Annotated in this window: 21 protein-coding genes and 3 pseudogenes; 7 read left to right on the top strand and 17 right to left on the bottom strand. The window is 69.6% G+C overall.

The genetic code is table 11. The annotated features are described in order from the left end of the window. Positions 1–91: 91 nt before the first annotated feature. Positions 92–535 (top strand): hypothetical protein, encoded by a 444-nt coding sequence (locus SCNRRL3882_RS33620; protein ID WP_010046453.1) that lies wholly within the window; start codon positions 92–94, stop codon positions 533–535. A 4-nt stretch (positions 536–539) separates the two neighbouring features. Here the strand turns inward: SCNRRL3882_RS33620 and SCNRRL3882_RS33615 are convergent, their stop codons facing one another. The 9 genes from SCNRRL3882_RS33615 to SCNRRL3882_RS33575 form a co-directional block, all read right to left on the bottom strand. Then, complete coding sequence (locus SCNRRL3882_RS33615; RefSeq protein WP_010046455.1) at positions 540–1,355, bottom strand: shikimate dehydrogenase; 816 nt, start codon at positions 1,353–1,355, stop codon at positions 540–542. A 10-nt stretch (positions 1,356–1,365) separates the two neighbouring features. Further along, entirely contained in the window at positions 1,366–3,111 is a 1,746-nt protein-coding gene (mltG, locus tag SCNRRL3882_RS33610; protein ID WP_029181630.1) for an endolytic transglycosylase MltG, read from the bottom strand. Between the two features lie 121 nt (positions 3,112–3,232). Continuing rightward, a complete protein-coding gene (gene ruvX, locus SCNRRL3882_RS33605; RefSeq protein ID WP_010046461.1) occupies positions 3,233–3,697 on the bottom strand; it encodes a Holliday junction resolvase RuvX in 465 nt (154 codons plus the stop codon). Positions 3,698–3,714: 17 nt separating this feature from the next. Further along, a complete protein-coding gene (gene alaS, locus SCNRRL3882_RS33600; RefSeq protein ID WP_010046463.1) occupies positions 3,715–6,387 on the bottom strand; it encodes an alanine--tRNA ligase in 2,673 nt (890 codons plus the stop codon). Further along, positions 6,387–6,758, bottom strand: coding sequence for a hypothetical protein (locus SCNRRL3882_RS33595; RefSeq protein ID WP_010046465.1), 372 nt, complete (start codon positions 6,756–6,758; stop codon positions 6,387–6,389). The genes alaS and SCNRRL3882_RS33595 overlap by 1 nt, the downstream gene beginning before the upstream one ends. A 9-nt stretch (positions 6,759–6,767) precedes the next feature. After that, positions 6,768–7,208 (bottom strand): DUF948 domain-containing protein, encoded by a 441-nt coding sequence (locus SCNRRL3882_RS33590; protein ID WP_040904142.1) that lies wholly within the window; start codon positions 7,206–7,208, stop codon positions 6,768–6,770. Positions 7,209–7,386: 178 nt separating this feature from the next. After that, a complete protein-coding gene (gene rpsD, locus SCNRRL3882_RS33585; protein WP_010046470.1) occupies positions 7,387–8,001 on the bottom strand; it encodes a 30S ribosomal protein S4 in 615 nt (204 codons plus the stop codon). 313 nt (positions 8,002–8,314) lie between these two features. Then, positions 8,315–9,670, bottom strand: coding sequence for a replication-associated recombination protein A (locus SCNRRL3882_RS33580; RefSeq protein WP_010046472.1), 1,356 nt, complete (start codon positions 9,668–9,670; stop codon positions 8,315–8,317). A gap of 56 nt (positions 9,671–9,726) precedes the next feature. Continuing rightward, positions 9,727–10,383: a vitamin K epoxide reductase family protein gene (locus tag SCNRRL3882_RS33575; RefSeq protein WP_010046475.1), complete on the bottom strand. Its 657-nt coding sequence runs from the start codon at positions 10,381–10,383 to the stop codon at positions 9,727–9,729. Between the two features lie 142 nt (positions 10,384–10,525). Here SCNRRL3882_RS33575 and SCNRRL3882_RS33570 point away from each other — a divergent pair, with 142 nt between their 5' ends. The 4 genes and pseudogenes from SCNRRL3882_RS33570 to SCNRRL3882_RS33560 all read left to right on the top strand — a co-directional run. Continuing rightward, the gene (locus SCNRRL3882_RS33570; RefSeq protein ID WP_010046477.1) at positions 10,526–11,398 is read left to right on the top strand and encodes an ABC transporter ATP-binding protein; all 873 of its coding nucleotides are present in this window, start codon (positions 10,526–10,528) and stop codon (positions 11,396–11,398) included. Positions 11,399–11,419: 21 nt separating this feature from the next. Further along, a pseudogene (locus SCNRRL3882_RS41210) lies at positions 11,420–11,599 on the top strand (ABC transporter permease); the annotation flags it as partial. Continuing rightward, positions 11,597–11,710, top strand: a pseudogene (locus SCNRRL3882_RS41380) (LuxR C-terminal-related transcriptional regulator); the annotation flags it as partial. The pseudogenes SCNRRL3882_RS41210 and SCNRRL3882_RS41380, both read left to right, overlap by 3 nt. 68 nt (positions 11,711–11,778) lie before the next feature. Next, a pseudogene (locus SCNRRL3882_RS33560) lies at positions 11,779–11,901 on the top strand (DNA-binding response regulator); the annotation flags it as partial. A gap of 54 nt (positions 11,902–11,955) precedes the next feature. On the opposite strand, the gene hisS reads toward SCNRRL3882_RS33560, so the two are convergent. Continuing rightward, positions 11,956–13,218 carry a histidine--tRNA ligase gene (gene hisS, locus SCNRRL3882_RS33555; RefSeq protein WP_010046480.1) on the bottom strand — a complete coding sequence of 421 codons (1,263 nt, stop codon included), beginning with the start codon at positions 13,216–13,218 and terminating at the stop codon, positions 11,956–11,958. An 11-nt stretch (positions 13,219–13,229) separates the two neighbouring features. Further along, entirely contained in the window at positions 13,230–13,946 is a 717-nt protein-coding gene (locus tag SCNRRL3882_RS33550) for an MBL fold metallo-hydrolase (protein ID WP_010046481.1), read from the bottom strand. A 167-nt stretch (positions 13,947–14,113) separates the two neighbouring features. Between SCNRRL3882_RS33550 and SCNRRL3882_RS33545 the strand changes: the two genes are divergently transcribed. Both SCNRRL3882_RS33545 and SCNRRL3882_RS33540 read left to right on the top strand, forming a co-directional pair. After that, complete coding sequence (locus SCNRRL3882_RS33545; protein WP_029181632.1) at positions 14,114–14,959, top strand: peptidylprolyl isomerase; 846 nt, start codon at positions 14,114–14,116, stop codon at positions 14,957–14,959. A gap of 136 nt (positions 14,960–15,095) precedes the next feature. Then, positions 15,096–16,325 (top strand): DUF349 domain-containing protein, encoded by a 1,230-nt coding sequence (locus tag SCNRRL3882_RS33540; protein WP_010046486.1) that lies wholly within the window; start codon positions 15,096–15,098, stop codon positions 16,323–16,325. A 68-nt stretch (positions 16,326–16,393) separates the two neighbouring features. Here the strand turns inward: SCNRRL3882_RS33540 and relA are convergent, their stop codons facing one another. The 6 genes from relA to ruvB form a co-directional block, all read right to left on the bottom strand. Next, positions 16,394–18,907 (bottom strand): GTP pyrophosphokinase, encoded by a 2,514-nt coding sequence (relA, locus tag SCNRRL3882_RS33535; RefSeq protein ID WP_010046489.1) that lies wholly within the window; start codon positions 18,905–18,907, stop codon positions 16,394–16,396. Positions 18,908–19,111: 204 nt separating this feature from the next. Next, the gene (locus SCNRRL3882_RS33525) at positions 19,112–19,651 is read right to left on the bottom strand and encodes an adenine phosphoribosyltransferase (RefSeq protein WP_010046491.1); all 540 of its coding nucleotides are present in this window, start codon (positions 19,649–19,651) and stop codon (positions 19,112–19,114) included. Beyond that, positions 19,648–20,763, bottom strand: coding sequence for a protein translocase subunit SecF (gene secF, locus SCNRRL3882_RS33520; RefSeq protein ID WP_010046493.1), 1,116 nt, complete (start codon positions 20,761–20,763; stop codon positions 19,648–19,650). Before secF ends, SCNRRL3882_RS33525 begins: the two co-directional genes overlap by 4 nt. Before the next feature lies 1 nt (position 20,764). Further along, entirely contained in the window at positions 20,765–22,531 is a 1,767-nt protein-coding gene (secD, locus tag SCNRRL3882_RS33515; RefSeq protein ID WP_010046495.1) for a protein translocase subunit SecD, read from the bottom strand. 132 nt (positions 22,532–22,663) lie between these two features. Continuing rightward, a complete protein-coding gene (yajC, locus tag SCNRRL3882_RS33510; protein WP_010046497.1) occupies positions 22,664–23,161 on the bottom strand; it encodes a preprotein translocase subunit YajC in 498 nt (165 codons plus the stop codon). 185 nt (positions 23,162–23,346) lie between these two features. Then, entirely contained in the window at positions 23,347–24,417 is a 1,071-nt protein-coding gene (gene ruvB, locus SCNRRL3882_RS33505) for a Holliday junction branch migration DNA helicase RuvB (protein ID WP_010046498.1), read from the bottom strand. Between the last annotated feature and the right edge of the window lie 24 nt (positions 24,418–24,441).

Genomic DNA, 24,441 nt, shown 5'->3' with positions numbered 1-24,441 from the left:
TGTCTCAGCGCCCTCCCGCCTCGTATGTTCCTCGCGTCCCGTTCCTTGATCCTCAATCCGGATCTGATACGTGAGGACCACTCACACCACCATGAGACACGTTCTGAGAGCAGTCGTCGCCCTCTGTGCCGCGCTGGGCATCTCCCTGGCATTCACGAGCTCGGCACAGGCGGCGAGCAACCCCGTCACCGTCTGCGGTTCCGGCTACTACGTCCAGTCCTCCCACAAGCTGGGCCTCTACCTCGAGACCGGCGGACCGCAGGCGATCGTCTACCTGCTCTACAACTCCTCCACCGGCTACAACTGCGCGGTCACCGTCGTCACCGGCGAGCAGATCGGCAACCCCGTCAGCGTGGGCATCCGCGCCGAGGGCGGCACCTGGATCAAGGATTCGGGCAACTACAACTCCTACGCCGGCCCCGTGCGCGTGAAGGCCGCGGGCAAGTGCGTGCAGTACTCCGGCTCGACCCGCTGGTGGAGCTCCTCGTCGCCGTACACCGACGAGTACACGAGCCCGCTGGGCTGGTGCGGCTGACACGTCAGTCCCGCTGAGCGGCCTCCCGCATCGCGGCGAGCGGCGACCGGGAGTCGCCGGTGAACTGCCGGAACTGGAACACCGCCTGGTGGACCAGCAGGTCGAGGCCGCTCAGCACCTGTCCGCCCCGCTCCTCCCACGCCGCGGCGAGGGGCGTGGGCCAGGGCTCGTAGAGCACGTCGAACAGGGTGCCCACGCGCTCGGGGACCTGCTCGGCCAGCGCGTCCGTACCGCCGGCGGGGGTCGTCGAGACGACCAGGGGTGCTTCGAAGGCACGGGCGGCGTCGGCCCAGTCGGCGGGCCGGACCCGGACTCCGAGCCGCTCACCCCACTGCCGCATCTCAGCCGCGCGGCGTTCGCTGCGCACGTACACGGCGACCTCGCCCGTGCAGATCCGGGCCAGGGCCGCGAGAGCCGAGGACGCGGTGGCTCCGGCGCCCAGGATCGCCGCGCTCTCCGCCTTCTCCACGCCGCGCTCGTGCAGCGCCGCCACCAGCCCGGGGATGTCGGTGTTGTCGCCGACCCGGCGTCCGTCCGGCCGGAAGACCACGGTGTTGACCGCCTCCACCGAGGCGGCCGTGTCGGTGATCTCGTCGAGCAACGGGATCACCGCCCGCTTCAGCGGCATGGTCAGCGACAGCCCGGCCCACTCCGGGCCGAGCCCGTCGAGGAATCCGGGCAGCGCGTCCTCGTCGATCTCGAACCGGTCGTACGACCAGTCGGCCAGTCCCAGCGCCCGGTACGCGGCGTTGTGCAGCCGCGGCGACAGCGAGTGAGCGATCGGGGAGCCGAGAACGGCGGCTCGGCGATGTGCGGCCATCAGGTGTTCCTCAGTTGTTCCGCGAGGCGTTGAACTTGTCGACCAGCTTCTGGTGCTCTGCGTTGGTCTTGGTGAACTCGCTGGTCTTGCCGTCCAGCGAGATGAAGTAGTACCAGCCGTCCTTCGTCGGGTTCAGGGCGCCCTTGAGCGCCGCCTCACCCGGGTTGTCGATCGGCCCGGGCGGCAGGCCCTTGTGGAAGTACGTGTTGTACGGGTTGTCGTAGTTCCGCAGCTCGCTCAGACTCAGATCGATCTTGCTCTGGTTCTTGATGTAGTTGTAGGTGGAGTCGAACTCCAGCATGCCGTTGGTCTGCGGATTCCCCGGCTTCATCCGGTTGTAGACGACCTCGGCCATCTTGCGGAAGTCGTCGTGGCTCGTGCCCTCGGCCTGGGCCAGGCTCGCGACGGTGATCAGCTGCCAGGGGTCTTCGAGTCCGAGGCTCCGGGCCTTCTTCTCCACGCCGAGCTTCTCGTACGTCTGCGTGGCCCGGGCCACCATCCCTCTCAGCACGTCCTCGGGCTTCTGTCCCTTGGCGATGCCGTAGCTGGACGGGTAGAGGAACCCTTCCAGCGGGTCCTTGACGTCCTTGTGGTTCAGCGCCCAGTCGGGCAGGCCGAGCTTCTTCCAGTCCTTCTTGGCGACCTCGGCGGTGGTGCCCGGCTTGACCTCCAGCCGCTTGTCGATGAGCCGGTAGATGTCGGCGTTGCGCTTGCCCTCGGCGATGATCAGGTTGTCGCGGCTCTCCGGGCTGAGCATCAGTTCGACCGCACTGCCGGCCGACATTTGCTTTTGCAGCGTGTAGACGCCGTCCTGGATGCTCCTGCCGTCGGGGTTGGCGGCCTGCGCCGAGACGAAGGCGTCGACGCTCTTCACGACGCCCGCGGACTTCAGCACCCGGCCGATCGTGTAACCGTCCGCGCCCTGCGGGATCTCGACGGACACCTCCTGCCCGTTGCCGTCCCCCGCGTAGTCAGGCGCGTCGCCGAAACGATCCTGGAAGAACTGGTAGCCGAAGTAGCTGACGCCCGCCAGGCCGCCGCCGAGGACCAGGACGACCAGCAGGCAGGCCGTTCCGCTGCGGCGCTTCTTGGGCTTGCCGCCGCGTCCCCGCTGGTCGTCGCGCCGACGGCGGTCGCCCGGCTCGTCGGCGTCGTCATCGTCGTCACCGCCCGCGAAGAAGGCGTGCTCACCCTGGTCGGGGCCGGGATCCCAGTCGGTCTCCGGTTCCGGCTCGGCCCGCCGCCGGCCCGGCGGCTCCGGTGGCGGATACGCGTCGGGCGTGCCGTAGTAGTCGGACTGGTCCTGGCCGTACGCACCGGTTTGCTGACCGTACGGGTCGGCGGGGTCGCCGGGGTACGAGACCTGCTGGTGCCGGCCGGTGGCCCAGCCACCGTTGTCGTACTGCTGCTGGTACCCGGGGTCCTGCTGGTACTGCGGGTCCTGTTGGTACTGGGGGTCCTGCTGGTGTCCCTGGTTCCCCTGCCCCGGGTACTGCTGATGCCCGTGGGCCTGTGCCGCGTACTGCTGCTGGTCGTACTGGTACTGCTGCTGCGCCTGACCGTATCCGGCCTGTTCGCCGGTGCCCCAGTCGCCGTACTGCGGCTGCTGCGGCTGCTCTGGATAGTGCTGCGGCTGGCCGCCGTAGGGAGACTGCCGGCCCGGGTGGACCTGCTCTCCTCCCCATCCGCCGTCCCCGTACAACGGGTCCTCCGGATGCCACGGTTCGGAGCCTTGGCCCCGGCCATACTCAGTCATCGATCCCCTAGAGCCGCGAGGCGGCGGTCACGCGGCTTCCGGCTCGGCTCCCGTCCCGCCTCTTGCTGTGCGGCGGCTGTTCGAATGCCGCCGCATCGCGCGGAACGTTACCGTATCGCGATCAGATGACCGCTTCGACGCCTTCTCCGGGTGCTTTACCTGACACCCGTTCGGATTCAAGGGCCTGTTGCAGGATGATCACCGCCGCCGCCTGGTCGATGACGGACCTTCCCTTCTTGGACTTCACGCCCGAAGCGCGCAGTCCCTGACTGGCCGTCACCGTCGTCATGCGTTCGTCCACGAGTCTCACCGGAACCGGGGAGATCATGCGCGCCAGTTCCTGTGCGAAGCCCCGGACCTTGACCGCGGCCGGGCCCTCGCCGCCCTTGAGGGAGCGCGGGAGACCCACCACGACCTCGATGGGCTCGTACTCCTCGACGAGCTGCTTCAACCGCCGCTGAGCTGCGGGGATGTCACGCCCCGGGACCGTCTCCACCGGGGTGGCGAGGATCCCGTCGGGGTCGCACGAGGCGACCCCGATACGGGCGTCCCCGACGTCGATAGCGAGTCGACGTCCTCTGCGCATCTTTCCGGACCCGTTTCTTACTTGGCCGTCTCGGCGACCAGGCGCTCGACGGCGTCCACGGCATCGCCGATCGCGGCCGGGTTCTGGCCGCCGCCCTGGGCGACGTCCGGCTTGCCGCCACCGCCGCCGCCGAGGGTCTTGGCGGCCGTACGGACCAGGTCGCCGGCCTTCAGACCGCGCTCGCGGGCGGCCTCGTTGGTGGCGATGACCGTCAGCGGCTTGCCGTTCGCCACCGTGAACAGGGCGACCACGGCGGCCCGTCCGCCCTGGATGCGTCCGCGCACGTCGAGCACGAGCTTGCGCAGGTCGTCGGCGGTCGTGCCGTCCGGGACCTGACCGGTCACGACAGCAACGCCACGGACGTCCTTGGCGGACTCGGCGAGGCCGGCGGCGGCCTGGAGGACCTTCTCGGCGCGGAACTTCTCGATCTCCTTCTCGGCGTCCTTCAGCTTGCCGAGCATGGCGGAGACCTTCTCCGGGAGCTCCTCCGGGCGGCCCTTGATCAGCTCCTGGAGCTGGGCGACGACCGTGTGCTCACGGGCGAGGAAGTTGTAGGCGTCCACGCCGACCAGGGCCTCGATCCGGCGGACACCGGAGCCGATCGACGACTCGCCGAGCAGCTTCACCAGGCCCAGCTGGGCGGTGTTGTGCACGTGCGTGCCACCGCACAGTTCCTTGGAGAAGTCGCCGATGGTCACGACGCGCACGCGCTCGCCGTACTTCTCGCCGAACTCGGCGATGGCGCCCTGCTTCTTGGCCTCGTCGATGCCCATGACGTCGGCACGGACGTCGAGGTCGCGGGCGAGCACCTCGTTGATCTTCTGCTCGACGTCGGTCATCACGGCCGTCGGCACGGCGGACGGGGAGCCGAAGTCGAAGCGGAAGCGGCCGGGCTGGTTCTCGGAACCGGCCTGGGCGGCCGTCGGGCCGAGGGCGTCCCGCAGGGCCTGGTGGGTCAGGTGCGTGGCCGAGTGGGCACGGGCGATGGCCTTGCGGCGGCGGTCGTCGATGGAGGCGTGGGCCTTGGCGCCGACGGTGACCTCACCGACCTGGACGACGCCCTTGTGGACGTAGACACCCGGGACCGGCTTCTGGCAGTCGCGGACCTCGATGACGGCACCGGAGTCGGCCTTGATCTTGCCGGTGTCGCCGATCTGGCCGCCGCCCTCGGCGTAGAACGGGGTGCGGTCGAGGACGATCTCGACCTCGTCGCCCTCGGTGGCGGCCGGCGAGGAGACGCCGTCGACGAGGATGCCGACGACCGTGGACTCGCCCTCGGTGTCGGTGTAGCCGATGAAGTCGGTGGCGCCGGCCCGGTCGGCGATCTCGCGGTAGGCGCCGAGGTCGGCGTGGCCGGTCTTCTTGGCCTGGGCGTCGGCCTTGGCGCGCTCCCGCTGCTCCTTCATCAGGCGGCGGAAGCCCTCCTCGTCCACGGACAGGCCCTGCTCGGCGGCCATCTCCAGGGTGAGGTCGATCGGGAAGCCCCAGGTGTCGTGGAGCAGGAAGGCCTTGTCGCCGGGCAGCACGGTGGAGCCGGCGGCCTTGGTGTCGCTGACGGCGGTGTCGAGGATGTTGGTGCCGGCCTTCAGCGTCTTGAGGAAGGCGTTCTCCTCGGCGAGGGCGACCTTCTCGATGCGCTCGCGGTCGGTGATGAGCTCGGGGTACTGCTGGCCCATCATCCCGATGACGACGTCGATCAGGTCCTTGACGACCGGGCCGGTGGCGCCGAGCAGGCGCATGTTGCGGATGGCGCGGCGCATGATGCGGCGCAGCACGTAACCGCGGCCCTCGTTGCCCGGGGTGACGCCGTCACCGATGAGCATGGTGGCGGTGCGCATGTGGTCGGTGACCACGCGCAGGGACACGTCCGAGGCGTGGGCGTCGCCGTAGCGGACGCCGGTCAGCTCGGTGGCCTTGTCGATGACGGCCATCGAGGTGTCGATCTCGTACATGTTCTGAACGCCCTGCAGAATCATGGCGAGTCGCTCGAGGCCGAGGCCGGTGTCGATGTTCTTGCTGGGCAGGTCGCCGAGGATCTCGAAGTTGTCCTTGCCGGTGCCCTCGCCCCGCTCGTACTGCATGAAGACGAGGTTCCAGATCTCCACGTACCGCTCGTCGTTGACGGCGGGGCCGCCCTCGGCGCCGAACTCGGGGCCGCGGTCGTAGTTGATCTCGGAGCAGGGGCCGCAGGGGCCGGGGACGCCCATGGACCAGTAGTTGTCCTTCATGCCGAGGCGCTGGATGCGCTCCTTCGGCACGCCGACGACCTCGTGCCAGATGCGCTCGGCCTCGTCGTCGTCCTTGTAAACGGTGATCCACAGGCGCTCGGGGTCGAGGCCGTAACCGCCCTTGTCCTGGGGGCTGGTGAGCAGCTCCCAGGCGAGCTTGATGGCGCCTTCCTTGAAGTAGTCGCCGAAGGAGAAGTTGCCGCACATCTGGAAGAACGTGCCGTGCCGGGTGGTCTTGCCGACCTCTTCGATGTCCGGCGTGCGCACGCACTTCTGCACGCTGGTGGCGCGGGCGAAGGGCGGCTTGACCTCACCCAGGAAGTAGGGCTTGAAGGGCACCATGCCGGCCGGGACGAGGAGCAGAGTCGGGTCGTCCGCGATGAGCGACGCCGAAGGGACGACGGTGTGACCGCGCTCCTCGAAGAAGCTCAACCAGCGGCGGCGAATCTCAGCCGACTCCATCAGTGGTCCTCATTCCGGTTGTACGAATTCTTCTTGTACGCGTACGACGTGCTGTCGATGACGTACGTCTTCGGCTCTGTGCGGTTCTCGATGGCGGCGTACCGCCTGGGTGCCGGGAGTTCGGGGTCGACGGGGGCGTTGAGCCCGAGCGCGTCGCCCAGTTCGGCCTCCCGCTGGGCCATGTTGTCGCGGACGTCGAGCGCGAAGTCGACCGCGCGGTCCTTGAGCCGGTGGCCGGCCTCGATCGCCTTGTTCCCCGCGGCTCTGGCGAGGCTCTCCGGCGTCAGCTGCTTCAGCTTCCGGTTGACCTTGGTGGTGGCCCACACTCCGGCGGCGACGCCGGTGGTGAACCAGAACGTACGGCGGAACATCGCTGGCTCTCAGTCCCTCTTCCCTCGGGCGCTGCGCCGAGAGACCGTGCGGCCCACGATCACGGTACGCCTCGACGCCTTGCCGGGCACGTCCTCCTTGCGGCCGCCGAGGGCCCGGCGCACGCCGTAACCGAAGGCTGCGACCTTGACCAGGGGGCCGCCGAACGTGGAGGCGACGGTGGTCGACAGCGCGGAGGCGTTCGACGTGACCTCCTGGACGTCGGAGGCGATCGAGTCGACCCGGTCGATCTGGGTCTGCGCGGAGCGCACCGCCGCGGAGGCGTCGGCCAGGAGCGGGACGGCCTGATCGGTCACGTCCGCCACGAGCTTGGTGGTCGCCCTGAGCGTCTGGGCCAGCCTCGCCAGCGCGACGGCGAGGAAGGAGACCAGGATCGCCCAGAAGACGGCCACCAGGATTCCGGCCACCTCTCCACCGGACACTGTGTGCACCCGCTCCCTGAAAACGTGCCTGAACATCGAAAAAGTCGTGCGACGAGCCTATCGCGCCGGGGATGCGGCTCCGTACCGGATTACCGCCCGGGGGCGGCGGATTCGCGAAAGCCCGCCGCCTCGCCCGCCCGGAGGGGCGGGGAGACGACGGGCCGGGGTACCGCGTGCCTGCCGTGGATCAGCGGGCGTAGTACTCGACGACGAGCTGCTCGTCGCAGATCACCGGGATCTCCTTGCGGTTCGGCTCGCGGTCCAGGCGGAACGCCAGGGCCTTGAGGTTCACCTGGAGGTAGCGCGGGGTCTCGCCGTCGGGGGCGAAGCCACCCTCACGGGCGATCGTGAAGAGGGTCTTCTCCTTGGAGCGCTCGCGGACCTGCACCACGTCGTCCGGGCGGACACGGAAGGAGGGCTTGTCGACCTTCTTGCCGTTGACCGCGATGTGGCCGTGGACGACCATCTGGCGGGCCTGGTAGATCGTGCGGGCGATGCCCGAACGCAGGACCAGGGCGTCGAGACGGCGCTCCAGCTCGATGATCAGGGCCTCACCGGTCTTGCCCTGGACCTTGGAGGCACGCTCGTAGGCGCGGACGAGCTGGCGCTCGGACACGTCGTACTGCGCGCGCAGGCGCTGCTTCTCGAGCAGACGGACCTTGTAGTCCGAGTTCTGCTTGCGGCCGCGGCCGTGCTCACCCGGCGGGTAGGGACGGGCCTCGAAGTACTTGACGGCCTTCGGGGTCAGCGCGATGCCGAGGGCACGCGACTTCTTGACCTTGGGGCGGGACTGGTTCGCCACTGCTTTCTCATTTCCTGGATTCGGCTTGTCAGGGTTGTGGGAGGTCGCATCCGCAGCCGGGGAAACCCTCGTCGTCCTGTCGGACTCGGTGGGCAGCCGCTCCCCTGGTCTGGGCACATACGTGCAGCACGCGAGTGGCCCACCGACCGGTTCCGTCCTGCGACGGGTGGTGGTGGGCTGCCCGCGACACCGTTCGACGGTGCGCGACGCTCCTGGAGCCGGTCCTGGAGGACTGTGCCCCCCGACTGGCTCCGGCCGACTGTCCCGTTCTGACTGCACGGGACGCGGCACTCCGAACGAGTTTACAGGGTGCTCAGGACCGCTTTCGACCGAGGTTCTTCCGGGTCCACTCGACCGCGTCCGCGTAGCGGGCCTCCGCGCCGTGCCGGGTCGGCTCGTAGTACTCGCGGTCCTTCAGGGCGTCCGGGGCGTACTGCTGGGCGGCGATGCCCTCGGGGAGGTCGTGCGGGTAGACGTAGCCCCGGCCGTGGCCGAGCTTGGTGGCGCCCTTGTAGTGGCTGTCGCGCAGGTGCGCGGGCACGGGCCCGGCCAGTCCCTTGCGTACGTCCTCCAGGGCGGCGCCGATCGCGGTCGTCGCGGCGTTGGACTTCGGGGCCAGGGCGAGGGCGATGGTGGCGTGGCTGAGGGTGAGGGCGGCCTCCGGGAAGCCGATCATGGCGACGGCCTGGGCGGCGGCGACCGCGATCGGCAGCGCGTTCGGATCGGCGAGGCCGATGTCCTCGCTGGCGGAGATCATCAGACGCCGGGCGATGAAGCGGGGATCCTCGCCGGCCTCGATCATCCGGGCCAGGTAGTGCAGGGCGGCGTCGACGTCGGAGCCACGGATGGACTTGATCAGGGCGCTGGCCACGTCGTAGTGCTGGTCGCCGTCGCGGTCGTACTTCACGGCCGCCCGGTCGACCGTCTCCTCCAGCGTGGTCAGGCCGATCTCCGTCTCGCCCTTGTCGAGGGCGGCGCCGGCGGCGGCCTCCAGGGCCGTCAGGGCACGGCGGGCGTCGCCGCCGGCGATGCGCAGGAGGTGGCTCTCGGTCTCCTCGGGGAGGGTGACGGCGTCCTTCAGGCCGCGCTCGTCGGTCAGGGCGCGCCGGACGAGGCCCTTGATGTCGTCGTCCGTGAGCGGTTCGAGGGTGAGCAGCAGGGAGCGGGACAGCAGGGGCGAGATCACCGAGAAGTACGGGTTCTCCGTCGTCGCCGCGATCAGTGTCACCCAGCGGTTCTCGACGGCCGGGAGCAGGGAGTCCTGCTGGGCCTTGCTGAAGCGGTGGATCTCGTCGAGGAAGAGGACGGTCTCCTTGCCGAATCCGCCGGAGGCGCGGCGGGCGCCGTCGATGACCGCGCGGACCTCCTTGACGCCGGCGGTGATCGCCGACAGTTCGACGAAGCGGGCGTTGGTCGCTTTGGAGACGACGTACGCCAGGGTGGTCTTGCCGGTGCCGGGCGGGCCCCAGAGGATCACCGAGGAGGGGCCGGCCGGGCCGGAGGCGCCCTCGCCGACCAGTCTGCGCAGGGGCGAGCCCGGCTTCAGCAGATGCCGCTGGCCCACCACCTCGTCGAGGGTGCGCGGGCGCATCCGCACCGCCAGGGGGCTGCTGGACGGCTCCTTCTCCTGGCGTTCTTCTGCTGCGGCGGTGAACAGGTCGGGCTCCACGTCAGAAACCCTAAATCACGGCACTGACAATCCCTCCGGGCCCCGGTGCTCCCGGCTCAGCTCATCCAGAAGTCCCACCAGCGGGTCAGGACCAGCATGCCGATGATGCCGATGTGCAGCACGGGCATGACCCAGGTGAACTCGGCGAAGAAGCTCCTGAGCCAGCTCGGGGCGGGCAGGAAGCCCTTGCGGATGTTGAACGACGTCACGTACCAGAACATCAGGATCGTGGCGACCCAGGCCAGGCTGCACCACAGGCACAGCGCGTTGATCCGGTACAGGGACTGGAACATCAGCCAGGCGCAGAAGCTCACGCCGAAGAGGCAGCCGGCGTTGAAGGTGAGCCAGTACCAGCGCGGGAAGCGGGCGCGGGCGAGCAGGCTCATGCCGACGCAGATGACGATGCCGTAGGCGACGAGGCCGAGCATCGGGTTCGGGAAACCGAAGACCGCGGCCTGCTTGCTCTCCATGACGCTGCCGCAGGAGACGACGGGGTTGAGGCTGCAGCCGGGCGTGAACGTCTTGCCCTCGACCTTGGCCTCGAGAATCTTGAACTTGTCGATCGTGATGACCCACGAGGCGAGCAGTCCGGCCGCGCCGGTGATCACCAGCAGGAGGGCGAGGGCCCGGCTGCCGCCCTCGGCGCGGGGCGCGTTCTCGGCGCACTCCGGCTCGGGCCCCGTGGAGACGTCCTGGACTGTCGTCTTGCTCATCACGCCGATTCCGTCACTTGAGACCTGGACAACTTCGGACAGGGCCATTGTGCCGCACCGGTACGTCCGTCCACCGTTCAGTGGACATAAGCATGTCCGCACGGTCGTCCTTGAGGGTTGCATTCCGGCCGACGCTCGTCCCATGACAGCACACGGGTACGACCTCGCCGTCCAGGCGCGGGGGCTGCGCAAGCGGTACGGGGACGTGACCGCCCTCGGCGGCATCGATCTGGGCATCCGCCGGGGCGAGGTGTTCGGCCTGCTCGGGCCCAACGGCGCGGGCAAGAGCACCACGGTGGAGATCCTCCAGGGCAACCGGGACCGGGACGCCGGCGAGGTGTCCGTGCCCGGGTCGGACCCGGCGACCGGCACGCGCGCGTGGCGCTCACGTGTCGGAATCGTCTGGCAGGACGAATCGGCGCCCGCGGAGTTGACGGTCCGGGAGACGGTGCGGCACTTCGCCGGCTACTACCCGCGGCCCCGGAACCCTGAGGAGGTCATCGGCGCGGTCGGTCTGGAGGCGAAGGCGGACAGCCGGATCAAGGCCCTGTCGGGTGGCCAGCGGCGGCGTCTGGACCTGGCGCTCGGCGTGATCGGCGGCCCGGACCTGCTGCTTCTGGACGAGCCGACGACCGGGTTCGACCCGGCGGCCCGGCGGCGGTTCTGGTCGCTGATCCGCGCCCTGGCCGACGACGGCACGACGATCCTGCTGACCACGCACTACCTGGAGGAGGCGGAGGCCCTCGCGCACCGGCTGGCCGTCGTCGCGAAGGGCCGGATCGTCGCCGAGGGCGAGCCCGGGGCGTTGCGGGAGCGGTACGGCACCGAGGCCCTCGTCGAGTGGACCGAGCCGGACGGCACCCCGCGCAGGGAGCGCACGGTCACACCGACCAGGACGATCGCCGGACTCATGCACCGCTTCGACGGGGAGATCCCGGGGCTGGCGGTGAGCCGGCCCACGCTGGAGGACGTCTACCTCCGGCTGACCGGACAGTCGCAGGAGGAGGCACGGTGACCACGACCGCGGCGGGGCGCCCTGGAGATCAGGCAGTTCTTCCGGCAGCGCGACCAGGTGGTGTTCACCTTCGCCTTTCCGGTCGTCTTCCTGTTCCTGTTCGCCTCGATCTTCCGGGACGACGTGGCGGGCGCGGGCATCACCGCCTCGCAGCTGTACGTCCCGGCGATGATGGCCGCCGGGATCATGTCGACGAGCTTCATCGGCGAGTCGACGGTGAAGACGTATCTGCTGCGCGTCTTCGGCAAGCTGGGGGTGGACGACCGGACGGCGGCCGTCACCAGCGCCCTACGCCACGGACTCCTGGAATAGCGACACACCTCACCATGCCCCACCAACGCCGAGACCAGGCGTCGGCCCACGCGGCGGCAGCCGCACATCGATGCAGCATCGGCGAGTCGTCGGTGAAGACGTATCTGCTGCGCGTCTTCGGCAAGCTCGGGGTGGACGACCGGACAGCGGCCGTCACCAGCGCGCTGCGGTACGGGTTGTTGGAGCAGTGACGAAGGCGCCGGGCACCTCGGCAGGTGTCCGGAGCCTTCGCTTCTGGTCTGCTGCTAGCCGAGTCGCGCTTCGAGTTCCGCCACGATCTCGTTCACGCCGACCGCCGTCTGCTCGCCCGACTCCATGTCCTTGAGCTGGACGACGCCCTCGGCGAGGTCGCGCTCGCCGGCGACGATCGTGTAGCGGGCGCCGCTGCGGTTGGCGTTCTTCATCGCGCCTTTGAGGCCCTTGCCGCCGTAGGAGAAGTCGGCCGCGATGCCGTTCTTGCGCAGCTCCGTGACCTTGGCGAACAGGACCCGGCGGGCCTCCTCGCCGAGCGGGACGGCGAACACACTGGTGGTCGCCGGGAGTTCGAGCTCGACCCCCTCCGCCTCCAGCGCGAGGACCGTGCGGTCGACGCCGAGGGCCCAGCCGACGGACGGCAGCGCGGGGCCGCCGATCATCTCGGACAGGCCGTCGTAGCGCCCGCCGCCACCGACGGCGGACTGGGAGCCCAGGCCGTCGTGGACGAACTCGAAGGTCGTGCGGGTGTAGTAGTCCAGGCCGCGCACCAGCTTCGGGTCGTCCTCGAAGGCGACGCCCGCCGACGTGATCAGCTCGCGCACCTCCTCGTGGTACGCCTTGCAGGCGTCGCAGAGGTAGTCGCGCAGCAGCGGCGCGTCCCCCAACTGCTTCTGGACCGCCTCACGCTTGTCGTCCAGGACGCGCAGCGGGTTGATCTCCGCCCGGCGCAGGGTGTCCTCGTCCAGGTCCAGGCCGCGCAGGAAGTCCTGGAGTGCCGTCCGGTACACCGGGCGGCACTCCTTGTCGCCCAGGCTGTTGATCAGGATGCGGAAGTTGCTCAGGCCCAGCGAGCGGTACGCCTGGTCGGCCAGGATGATCAGTTCGGCGTCCAGTGCCGGGTCCTCGGCGCCGATCGCCTCGGCACCGACCTGGGAGAAGTGGCGGTAGCGGCCCTTCTGGGGGCGCTCGTAGCGGTAGTACGAGCCGGAGTACCAGAGCTTGACCGGGAGGTTGCCCGCCTTGTGCAGGTTGGCCTCCAGCGCGGCGCGCAGGACGGAGGCCGTGCCTTCGGGGCGCAGGGCCAGCCTGTCGCCGCCCTTCGTCTCGAAGGCGTACATCTCCTTCGTCACGATGTCCGTCGATTCGCCGACTCCGCGCGCGAAGAGTTCGACGTTCTCGAACCCGGGCGTCTCGATGTAGCCGTAGCCGGAGTTGCGCAGCGGCGCGGCGATCGCCTCACGGACAGCGAGGTACGTGGCGCTGTCCGGCGGAATCAGGTCGTACGTGCCCTTGGGGGCCTTGAAGGTGCTCACGGAAGGTCTCGTCACATTCCTCGTCGGGGAGCCTCGAAAGCGCCGCTTCCTTGGCGGTCTGCCGCCACCTGCCGCAGATACGGGTTGGTGGCGCGCTCCTGGCCGATGGTCGTCTGGGGGCCGTGGCCGGACAGCACCACGGTCGAGTCGTCGAGCGGCAGGCACACGCGGGCCAGCGAGTCGAGCATCTCGGCCATGTCACCGCCGGGCAGGTCGGTGCGTCCGATGGAGCCGGCGAACAGCAGGTCGCCCGAGAACAGGATCGGCGGGATGTCCGCCGCCTCGGGCATGCCGAAGGTCACCGACCCCTTGGTATGGCCGGGCGCGTGCGCGACGGACAGCTCCAGGCCCGCCAGCTCGAGCTTGGCGCCGTCGGCCAGCTCCTTGACGTCGTCGGGCTCCCCCACCGTCAGCTCGCCCATGAGCGGCATCCCGATGGAACGGCCGATTCCCTTCTCGGGGTCGCTCATCATGTACCGGTCGTCGGGGTGGATCCAGGCCGGCACGTCGTGCGCGCCGCAGACCGGGACGACCGAGGCCACGTGGTCGATGTGGCCGTGCGTGAGGACGACGGCGACGGGCTTGAGCCGATGCTTCCTGATCGCTTTCTCGACGCCGTCGGCGGCCTGATGGCCGGGGTCGATGATCACGCACTCCTCACCGGCGGCGGGGGCGACGAGGTAGCAGTTCGTCCCCCAGGCCCCGGCGGGGAACCCGGCAATGAGCACGATCGTCCTTCGTTGTGTCGATACGGGCGGCTGCGGCTGCTGTCAGAGCCTACCGGCGCTGCCGATTCCTCAGCGAACCCATATACGGTACGGGGCACACGCAGGCGGTCGGCGCACAGGCCCCACGCGTACCGGTCGACGTATCAGACGCATGAGGAGAGAACCCGGTGGTCAGCCAGGAACAGCGGCGGCGTCAGCTCGCCCGTGAGAAGTACTTGCGGCAGCAACAACGGCGCACAGATGCGCGACGCAGGGCCCGTATCCGCAACTCCGTGATCGCCTCGGTTCTCGGCGTGGTCGTGGTGCTCTCCGTATCGGTCTTCCTGACCAAGCCGTTCGAGGACGACGGCAAGAAGGAGAACGCGAACGCGGAGGTCACTCCGAGCGCCTCGCCCAGCAAGGCCCCGGACCCGTGCGAGAAGCCCGCCGCGGGCAAGGTCAAGTCGGAGACCTGGAAGAAGGAACCGGCGATGTCGATCGACGAGTCGGCGAAGTACACGATGAAGCTGGACACGACCTGCGGCGAGATAGACATCGCGCTGAAGGCGTCGGCGGCGCCGCACACCGTCAACTCGTTCAACTTCCTCGCCGGCAAGGGCTACTTCGACCACAGCAAGTGCCACCGGCTCACCAATCAGGGCATCTACGTCCTGCAGTGCGGCGACCCGCAGGGCACCGGCATGGGCGGCCCCGGCTACACGATCCCGGACGAGAACCTGAAGGACAAGAGCCTCAAGGGCGGGGTGTACCCGGCGGGCACGGTCGCGATGGCGAACCAGTACAACGCCCAGACGAAGCAGGGCCGCAACAGCGGTGGCAGCCAGTTCTTCCTCGTCTACCAGGACAGTCAGCTGCCGCCCGACTACACACCGTTCGGGACGGTGTCCGAGGCGGGCATGAAGGTCCTCAAGAAAATCGCCGCCGCCGGAGCGCAGGCTCCCGACCCTCAGACGGGCAACACGGCGCCCAACGCGACGGTCGTGATCAACAAGGCCACGGTCACCAAATCCTGACCCTCAACTGCGTAATTTCGGTCGCGCGGGATGCGGACAGGCCCCCCGCCGGTCGCCTATGTTGGCCGTGACGAAACTGTGGACGATGCCCGGGGGAGCTTCAGGCCCCTCGCAGGCATCATGTGGAGGAGGCGCTGTGAGCAGCGACCCGTGGGGCCGCGTCGACGAGACGGGGACCGTGTACGTGCGTACGGCCGACGGCGAGCAGGTCGTCGGTTCGTGGCAGGCAGGCTCCCCCGATGAGGCGCTGGCCTATTTCGAGCGCAAGTACGAGGGCCTGGTTGTCGAGATCGGCCTCCTCGAGAAGCGAGTGAAGACCACCGACCTGTCGGCGAAGGACGCCCAGGCGGCCATCGACCACATCCGGGAGCAGGTCGACGCGCACCACGCGGTGGGCGACCTGGACGCCCTGCGGGTCCGGCTGGACAAGCTCACCGAGCTGGTGGAGGCGCGCCGCGAGGAGCGCAAGGCGCAGCGGGCGAAGCAGTCCGACGAGGCGCGCAAGGCCAAGGAGGCTCTGGTCGCCGAGGCGGAGGAGCTGGCGCAGTCCGACCAGTGGCGGGCGGCCGGTGAGCGGCTGCGGGCCCTGGTGGACACCTGGAAGGGTCTGCCGAGGCTGGACCGCAAGTCCGACGACGAGCTGTGGCACCGCTTCTCGCACGCGCGGTCGGCGTTCTCCAAGCGGCGCAAGCAGCACTTCGCGCAGCTGGACGCCCAGCGCGAGGAGGCGCGGCGGACCAAGGAGCGGCTGGTCTCCGAGGCCGAGGCGCTGTCGAACTCGACGGACTGGGGTGCGACGGCAGCGCGGTACCGCGAGCTGATGGCCGAGTGGAAGGCCGCCGGCCGGGCCCAGCGCGAGCACGAGGACGACCTGTGGAACCGCTTCCGCGGTGCCCAGGACGTCTTCTTCGCCGCGCGCAGCTCGGTCTTCGCCGAGCGGGACGCCGAGCAGGCGGAGAACCTGAAGCTCAAGGAGGAGCTGGCCGAGGAAGCCGAGAAGCTCCTGCCGATCACGGACCTGAAGGCATCCCGGGCCGCGTTCCGTTCGATCAACGAGCGGTGGGAGGCCATCGGTCATGTGCCGCGCGACGCCCGGCCCAAGGTCGAGGGCCGTATGCACGCCGTCGAGCGGGCCCTCCAGGAGGCGGAGGAGACCGAGTGGCGCCGGACGAACCCGGAGGCACGCGCGCGTGCCGAGGGTCTGACCGGCCAGCTCCAGGCCGCCGTGGACAAGCTGAGGGGCCAGATCGAGCAGGCCCGGGCGCAGGGCAACAACGCCAAGGCCGACAAGCTCGAGCGTGAGCTCGAGGGCCGGCAGGCGCTGCTGGACCAGGCGCTGAAGGGTCTCCAGGAGTTCGGAGGCTGATCAGCCGGTCGAAAGGGGGCCCCGTACATGCCGTACGGGGCCCCCTTTCGTGTGGTCGCTGCGCAGCGTTACGACCTGCTGCGCGCCGACGTCACCCGGTACACGTCGTAGACGCCCTCCACGCCCCGGACCGCCTTCAGCACATGGCCGAGGTGCTTCGGGTCGCCCATCTCGAAGGTGAAGCGGGAGGTGGCGACACGGTCGCGGGAGGTCTGGACGGCCGCGGAGAGGATGTTGACGTGCTGGTCGGACAGGACGCGAGTGACGTCCGAGAGGAGCCGGGAACGGTCCAGGGCCTCGACCTGGATGGCGACCAGGAAGACCGAGGACTGGGTGGGCGCCCACTCGACCTCGAGAATCCGCTCGGGCTCACGGGACAGCGAGTCGACGTTGACGCAGTCGGTGCGGTGAACCGATACGCCGCTGCCCCGCGTGACGAAGCCCATGATGGGGTCGCCGGGGACGGGCGTACAGCAGCGGGCCAGTTTGACCCACACGTCCTCGACGCCCTTCACCACGACGCCCGGGTCGGCGCTGGAGCGGCGCTTGCGGCTGCGTCCGCGGGCCGGCGGGACCGACTCGTCGATCTCCTCGGTGGCGGCCTCCTCGCCGCCGAGGGCCTGGACGAGTTTCTGCACGATGTTCTGCGCGGAGACATGGCCCTCGCCGATCGCCGCGTACAGCGCGGAGATGTCCGCGTAGCGCATCTCGTGCGCGAGGGTCACCAGGGAGTCGCCGGTCAGGATGCGCTGGATCGGCAGGTTCTGCTTGCGCATGGCGCGGACGATGGCGTCCTTGCCCTGCTCGATCGCCTCGTCACGGCGCTCCTTGGAGAACCAGGCCCGGATCTTGTTGCGGGCGCGCGGTGACTTGACGAAGCCGAGCCAGTCGCGCGACGGGCCGGCGCCGGACGCCTTGGAGGTGAAGACCTCGACCAGGTCGCCGTTGTCGAGGGTGGACTCCAGCGGGACCAGCCGGCCGTTGACCCGGGCTCCTATGGTGCGGTGGCCGACCTCGGTGTGGACCGCGTAGGCGAAGTCCACCGGTGTGGCACCCGCCGGGAGCGCTATGACGTCGCCCTTGGGAGTGAAGACGAAGACCTCGTTGCGGGAGAGGTCGAAGCGCAGCGACTCCAGGAACTCGCCGGGGTCCTCGGTCTCCTTCTGCCAGTCGAGCAGCTGCCGCAGCCACGCCATGTCGTTGATGGCGTCCTTGTCCTTGCCGGAGGACTTGGGCGCGTCCGTGCGCACCTTGGAGGCGCCGGCGACGGCTTCCTGCTTGTACTTCCAGTGCGCGGCGATGCCGTACTCGGCGCGGCGGTGCATGTCGAACGTGCGGATCTGGAGCTCGACCGGTTTGCCGCCGGGGCCGATGACCGTCGTGTGCAGCGACTGGTACATGTTGAACTTGGGCATCGCGATGTAGTCCTTGAACCGGCCGGGGACCGGGTTCCACCGCGCGTGCACCGTGCCGAGGGCCGCGTAGCAGTCACGGACGGTGTCCACGAGGACGCGGATGCCCACCAGGTCGTAGATCTCCGCGAAGTCACGGCCGCGGACGATCATCTTCTGGTAGACGCTGTAGTAGTGCTTCGGGCGGCCGGTGACGGTCGCCTTGATGCGGGCCGCCCGCAGGTCCTGCTGGACCTCGTCGGTGACGATGGCGAGGTACTCGTCGCGCTTCGGAGCGCGCTCGGCGACCAGACGTACTATCTCGTCGTACATCTTGGGGTAGAGGATCGCGAACGCGAGGTCCTCCAGCTCCCACTTGATGGTGTTCATGCCCAGGCGGTGGGCGAGCGGCGCGTAGATCTCCAGGGTCTCGCGCGCCTTCTTCTCCTGCTTCTCGCGCTTGAGGTAGCGCATGGTGCGCATGTTGTGCAGGCGGTCGGCGAGCTTGATGACCAGGACGCGCGGGTCCTTGGCCATGGCGACGACCATCTTGCGCACGGTCTCGGCCTGCGCGGCCTCGCCGAACTTGACCTTGTCCAGCTTGGTGACACCGTCGACGAGCAGGGTGACGACGTCGCCGAAGTCGCGGCGCAGGTCGTCCAGGCCGTACTCGGTGTCCTCGACCGTGTCATGCAGCAGGCCGGCCATGAGGGTGGCCGGATCCATGCCCAGCTCGGCGAGGATGGTCGTCACCGCGAGGGGGTGCGTGATGTACGGGTCGCCGCTCTTGCGCTTCTGGCCGCGGTGCCAGCGCTCGGCGACCTGGTAGGCGCGCTCGATCTGGCGGAGCGTGGACGTCTCGATCTTCGGGTCGTTGCTGCGGACTATCCGCAGCAACGGCTCCAGCACCGGGTTGTACGGGTTCGCGCGCTGGACGCCTAGACGGGCCAGGCGGGCGCGGACGCGGTTGGAGGAGCCGGTCCGGGCGGGCTGGCCGGCGGCCTGGCGCACGGGCGGGGCGGGCTTGGGGCGCGCCTGCTCGGCGGGCTTGTCGACCGGCGCCGACTGGGCGTGCTCGACCGGCCCGCGGGTGTCGTTCTTCGCGTGGGGCGCGTTCGGCGCGGGCTTGGCCGCGGCTGCCGAGGCGGACTCGGGCTTGGCGGCGGTCAGGTGCTGGGCCTCGTCTGGCAAGAGGGCTCCTCGTGCGCGATCCGGGTCCCCCGGTCAGGCTCCGGAGACCCCATGGTAGCGATCCTGGGCCCCAGGATCGCCTTCAGGCCAATGTGAGGACCGTCTACCCGAGAAACGCGAGAGGCGGGCGCCGGATTCCTCCGGGCCCGCCTCCGCGGTGTCGTGCCGGTGGCGTGGCGGTGTCACCGGGCTGCCGTGGGCTTCCTAGACCGTGAGCAGCGCCTCCAGCGGGGCACCGTTCAGCGCCGGTTCCAGGCGGGCGCGGCCGCTCAGGAAGCCGAGCTCCATGAGGACGGCGAGGCCCGCGACCTCGGCGCCGGCCCGGCGGATGAGCTGGACCGAGGCCTCGGCGGTGCCGCCGGTGGCGAGGACGTCGTCGACGACCAGGACACGGTCGTCGGCGCTCAGGTCCTCGGCGTGCACCTCGATCTCCGCCGAGCCGTACTCCAGGTCGTAGGCCTGGCCGAGGGTGGCTCCGGGGAGCTTGCCCGCCTTGCGTACGGGGATGAAGCCGATGCCGGCGCGGACGGCGACCGGGGCGCCGAGGATGAAGCCCCGGGCCTCCAGGCCGACGACCTTGGTGGCACCGGTGCGCTCGGCGATCTCGGCGAGGGCGTCGGTGAGCGCGGTGAACGCCGCCGGGTCCGCCAGGAGCGGGGTGATGTCCTTGAACATCACGCCCGGCTCCGGGTAGTCCGCCACGTCCCTGATGCGGCTGAGCAGCAGCTCCCTGATGTCGGTCATCGGCGCTTCCCCGAGGGACGGCCACGGCCCCGGCTGCGGGACGCGGGCTGGTTGCGGGGGCCGACGACCGCGGGCGCGGCGTCCTCGGGCTCGCCGTCGTACGACTCGTCGGCGCCGTGGGCCTCGGTCTCGCCCTGGACGCCGGACTGGGCCCGCTTGGCGAGGACGCGCTTCCTGAGGGCCTTCAGCTGCGGCTCGCGCTCCTTGAGGTCGGCGACGAGCGGCGTGGCGATGAAGATCGAGGAGTACGCACCGGCGGCGAGGCCGACGAACAGCGACAGCGAGATGTCGTTCAGCATGCCGGCGCCGAGGACACCGCCACCGATGAACAGCAGGCCCGCCACCGGCAGCAGTGCGACCACCGTGGTGTTGATGGAGCGGACCAGGGTGCTGTTGATCGAGCGGTTGGCGACGTCGCTGTAGGTCCAGCGGGTCTGCTTGGTGATGTCCTTGGTCTGTTCCTTGAGGCTGTCGAAGACCACGACCGTGTCGTAGAGCGAGTAGCCGAGGATGGTCAGCAGACCGATCACCGTGCCCGGTGTGACCTCGAACCCGACCAGGGCGTAGATGCCGACCGTGATGGTGATGTCGTGGATCAGGGCGACGAACGCGGCGAGCGCCATGCGCCACTCGAAGGCGATCGCCAGGTAGATCACCACGAGGACCAGGAAGATGCCGAGGCCCTGCCAGGCCTTGCTGGCGATCTGGTCACCCCAGCTGGGGCCGACCAGTTCGGCGTTGATCTGCTCCGCGTCGATCTTGAGGTCGTCGGAGAGCTTGTCCTTGATCTTGTCGGCCGCACCGGTGTCGATGCCGGCCACCTGGATGCGCAGGCTGCCGTCGCCGAGCTTCTGGACGATCGCGTCGTGGCCGGAGGCCTCTTCCGCGTACCGCTCCGCCTGGGACACCGAGGCACTGGTGTTCTTCGGGGTGTTGAAGACGGCGCCGCCCTGGAACTCGATGCCCATGTTCAGGCCGCGGACCGCCAGGCCGACGATGGCCGTGATGGTGATCAGGATGGAGAGGCCGTACCAGATCTTGCGGTTCTTGACGAAGTCGTAGCCGACCTCGCCACGGTGCAGTCGGGCGCCGAGGGTGCCGAGTTTCGACATCTCAGGCCTCCTTGGTGTCGACGGGGGCGGCGGGGCGGCGGGTGCGGCGCAGCGGGGGCTTCGCACCCAGGCTCTTCGGGTCGAGGCCGGACCACTTGTGGCCGTTCGCGAAGAACGGGCGGCGGGCCATCAGCGTCAGCAGCGGCTTGGTGAAGAGGAACACGACGACCACGTCGAGCAGGGTGGTCAGGCCGAGCGTGAACGCGAAGCCCTGGACCTTGCCGACGGTGACGATGAAGAGCACCGCGGCGGCGAGGAACGACACGAAGTCGGAGACCAGGATGGTGCGCCGGGCGCGCGGCCAGGCCCGCTCGACGGCGGGGCGCAGCGTGCGGCCCTCCCGGATCTCGTCGCGGACGCGTTCGAAGTACACGATGAACGAGTCCGCCGTGATGCCGATCGCCACGATGGCACCGCACACGGCCGGCAGATTCAGCGCGAAATTGATGGTCGGGCCGAGCAACGCCATGATCGTGTAGGTCAGGGCGGCGGAGACCAGCAGCGAGAGGATCGCGATGAACGCCAGGCCGCGGTAGTAGAGCAGCAGGTAGATGACGACCAGCGCGAGGCCGATCGCACCGGCGATCAGACCGGCCTTCAGCTGGTCACCGCCGAGCGCGGCGGTGACGGTCGAAACGCTGTCCTCCCTGAAGGTCAGCGGCAGCGCACCGTAGCTCAGCATGTTGGCGAGGTCCTGGGCGGACTGCTGGTTGAAGTTGCCGGAGATCTCCGCGTTGCCGCCGGTCAGCGCCTGCCGCACGTACGGGTCGGAGACCACGTCGCCGTCGAGGACGATCGCGAACTGGTTCTGCGGCGACTGGTTCTTCGCCAGCTTGCCGGTGATGTCCGCGAACTTCTTGCCGCCCGCGTCGGTGAAGTCCATCGTGACCGTCCAGCCCGCACCGCTCTGGGTGTTCAGGACGGCCTGGGCCTTGTCGACGTCGGTGCCGTCGACCTCGGCGGGGCCGAGGATGTACTTCTGCCACTGCCCCTGCGAGTTCTTGCCGCAGGCCAGGGTGGGCTGGGAGGCCTTGACGCCGTCGCCCACCTTGGAGCGGGTCTGCGCGTTGGTGCAGTCGAGCTTGGCGTACTGCTCCTGGAGCTTGCTCGCGTCGTCGGCGGCACCGCCGCCGGACGCGGACGGGGAGGGGCTGGCCTTCGCCTTGTCCGAGACGCTCGCGGACGGCGTCGCGTCGGCCTTCAGGGCGTCCGTGACCGCGCGGCCCTGCGTGGTGGGAGAGGCGGACGGGGAGGCGGAGCCCTTGTCGGTGGCCTCGGGCTTGTCGGTGGCCTTGCCGGACGGCCTGTCCGAGGGGCTTCCCGTGGGGCTCGGCGAGGGGCTGGCCGCGCCGGGGCCGCCGGAGACCTCGGTGGCGATGACCGGGCGGAAGTACAGCTTGGCGGTGGTGCCGACCTGCTTGCGGGCCTGCTCGGAGTTCGTGCCCTTGGGGATGTTGACGATGATGTTGTCCCGGCCCTGCGTCTGGACCTCGGCCTCGGAGACGCCCAGACCATTGACACGGCGCTCCATGATGGAGACGGCGGTGTCCATGTTGGTCTTGTTGATCGCCGCCTCGTTGCCGGCCTCGGGAACCGCTTCGAGCGTGATGCTCGTACCGCCGGCCAGGTCGATGCCGAGACGCGGTGTCGTGTGTCCCGAGGCGAACATCCCACCGGTGAGCGCCGCGATGGCGATCAGGATCAGGGCCAGCGAGCGCCCCGGCTTGCTCTGGGCGCTCGCGCTCCGGCCCTTTTTAGGTGTGGCCACCTTCTCGTACTCCCTCTCGGGCCGCCGCGCTCCGGATCGGCGGACGGGCGGCCATGACATGGTGTCGGGATTCCGTGCGAGCCGGTCGTGTCCCGGGGTGCGCGGGCCGGGCCCGCGCACCCCGGGACGCGACTACTTCGCCTCGGAGTCGCCGTCGGTCTTCTTCGGCTCTTCGTCCGTCTTCGCCTCGCCGGCCGGGGCGTCGTCGGGCTGCTCGTCGGCCGCGTCCTTCTTGCCGAGGTCGACGGCCTTGTCGTCAGCGTCGGCGTCGGCGGCGGAGTCGCCGGTCTCGGTGAGGGAGGAGGCGTCGTCCGGGACGAGGTCGGCGTCGGACTTCAGGTCGTGCTCGATGCCGTGGACGATGCGGTTGTACTCGTCGTCGGTGAGGACGGCACCGATGGCGTTCTTGGCGAAGAGGAGCTCGACGCCCGGACCGGCGTCGACGAGGACGGTGTCCTCGTTCACCTCCTTGACCGTGGCGTACATGCCCCCGATGGTGCGGACACCGCTGCCGGGCTGCATTTGGTTCCGCATCTCCACGGCCTGCTGCTGCTTCTTCTTGGCCGACCGGGTCATCAGGAACATGGCCCCGATGAGCACGATGAACGGGAGGAGGGTCAGGAGACTCACGGGTCGGTACTTCCTTCACACGACCGCGCTGTGAGCGGCCAGATGGTTGGGGGTGTGTACGCCGCCGACAAAGGCGGCATCGGCGGAGTCTAAGCGAGTCCGCGCGCATGGAACAACGCTCAGCATGGCACCGGGGTTCCTGCTCCGGCCACTGGCCGCGCCGTCCCGGAGCGGTGACGGCGCCGTCACGCCCCGAACAGGTCCTGTTGTCCGTTTCCGGCGGTCTGGGAACGGGGCGGGGTGAGGCCGAGATGTGCCCATGCGGCGGGGGTGGCGACCCGGCCGCGCGGGGTGCGGGCCAGCAGGCCCTCGCGCACCAGGAAGGGCTCGGCGACCTCCTCCACGGTCTCACGCTCCTCCCCCACCGCGACCGCGAGCGTGGACAGGCCCACGGGGCCGCCGCCGAACAGCTTGAGCAGGGCTTCCAGCACGCCCCGGTCGAGGCGGTCGAGGCCGCGGCCGTCCACCTCGTAGACGGCGAGGGCGGCGGCCGCGATGTCCTTGGTGATCAGGCCGTCGGCCTTGACCTGCGCGTAGTCCCGGACGCGGCGCAGCAGACGGTTGGCGATGCGGGGCGTGCCGCGGGAACGCCCGGCGATCTCGGCGGCGCCGTCCGGCTCGATCTCGACCTCGAGGAGGTCGGCGGAGCGGTGGATGACCCGTTCCAGTTCGGCCGGTTCGTAGAACTCCATGTGCGCGGTGAAGCCGAAGCGGTCGCGCAGCGGGGGCGGCAGCAGGCCCGCGCGCGTGGTGGCGCCGACCAGGGTGAAGGGGGGCAGCTCCAGCGGGATGGCGGTGGCGCCGGGGCCCTTGCCGACGATGACGTCGACGCGGAAGTCCTCCATCGCCATGTACAGCATCTCCTCGGCGGGCCGGGACATGCGGTGGATCTCGTCGAGGAAGAGGACCTCGCCCTCCTGGAGGGAGGAGAGGATCGCGGCGAGGTCGCCGGCGTGCTGGATGGCGGGGCCCGAGGTGATGCGGATGGGGGCGCCCATCTCGGCCGCGATGATCATCGACAGGGTGGTCTTGCCGAGGCCGGGGGCGCCGGAGAGCAGCACGTGGTCCGCGGTGGCACCACGCGCGCGTGCGGCGCGCAGGACGAGGTCGAGCTGCTCGCGGACCTTCTCCTGGCCGATGAACTCGCCCAGGTCCTTGGGGCGCAGGGCGGCCTCGACGGCCTGGTCCTCACGGTCGGCGACGGAGTCCACCAGCCGCTCGGCGGCATCGGCGTCGGTCGTGTCGTCCCAGTTCATGGAGTGTGCCTCGGAATCTCGGTG

Source organism: Streptomyces chartreusis NRRL 3882 (assembly GCF_900236475.1).
GTDB classification, from domain to species: Bacteria; Actinomycetota; Actinomycetes; order Streptomycetales; family Streptomycetaceae; genus Streptomyces; species Streptomyces chartreusis_D.
This window is presented reverse-complemented; position numbering and strand designations above follow the sequence as displayed.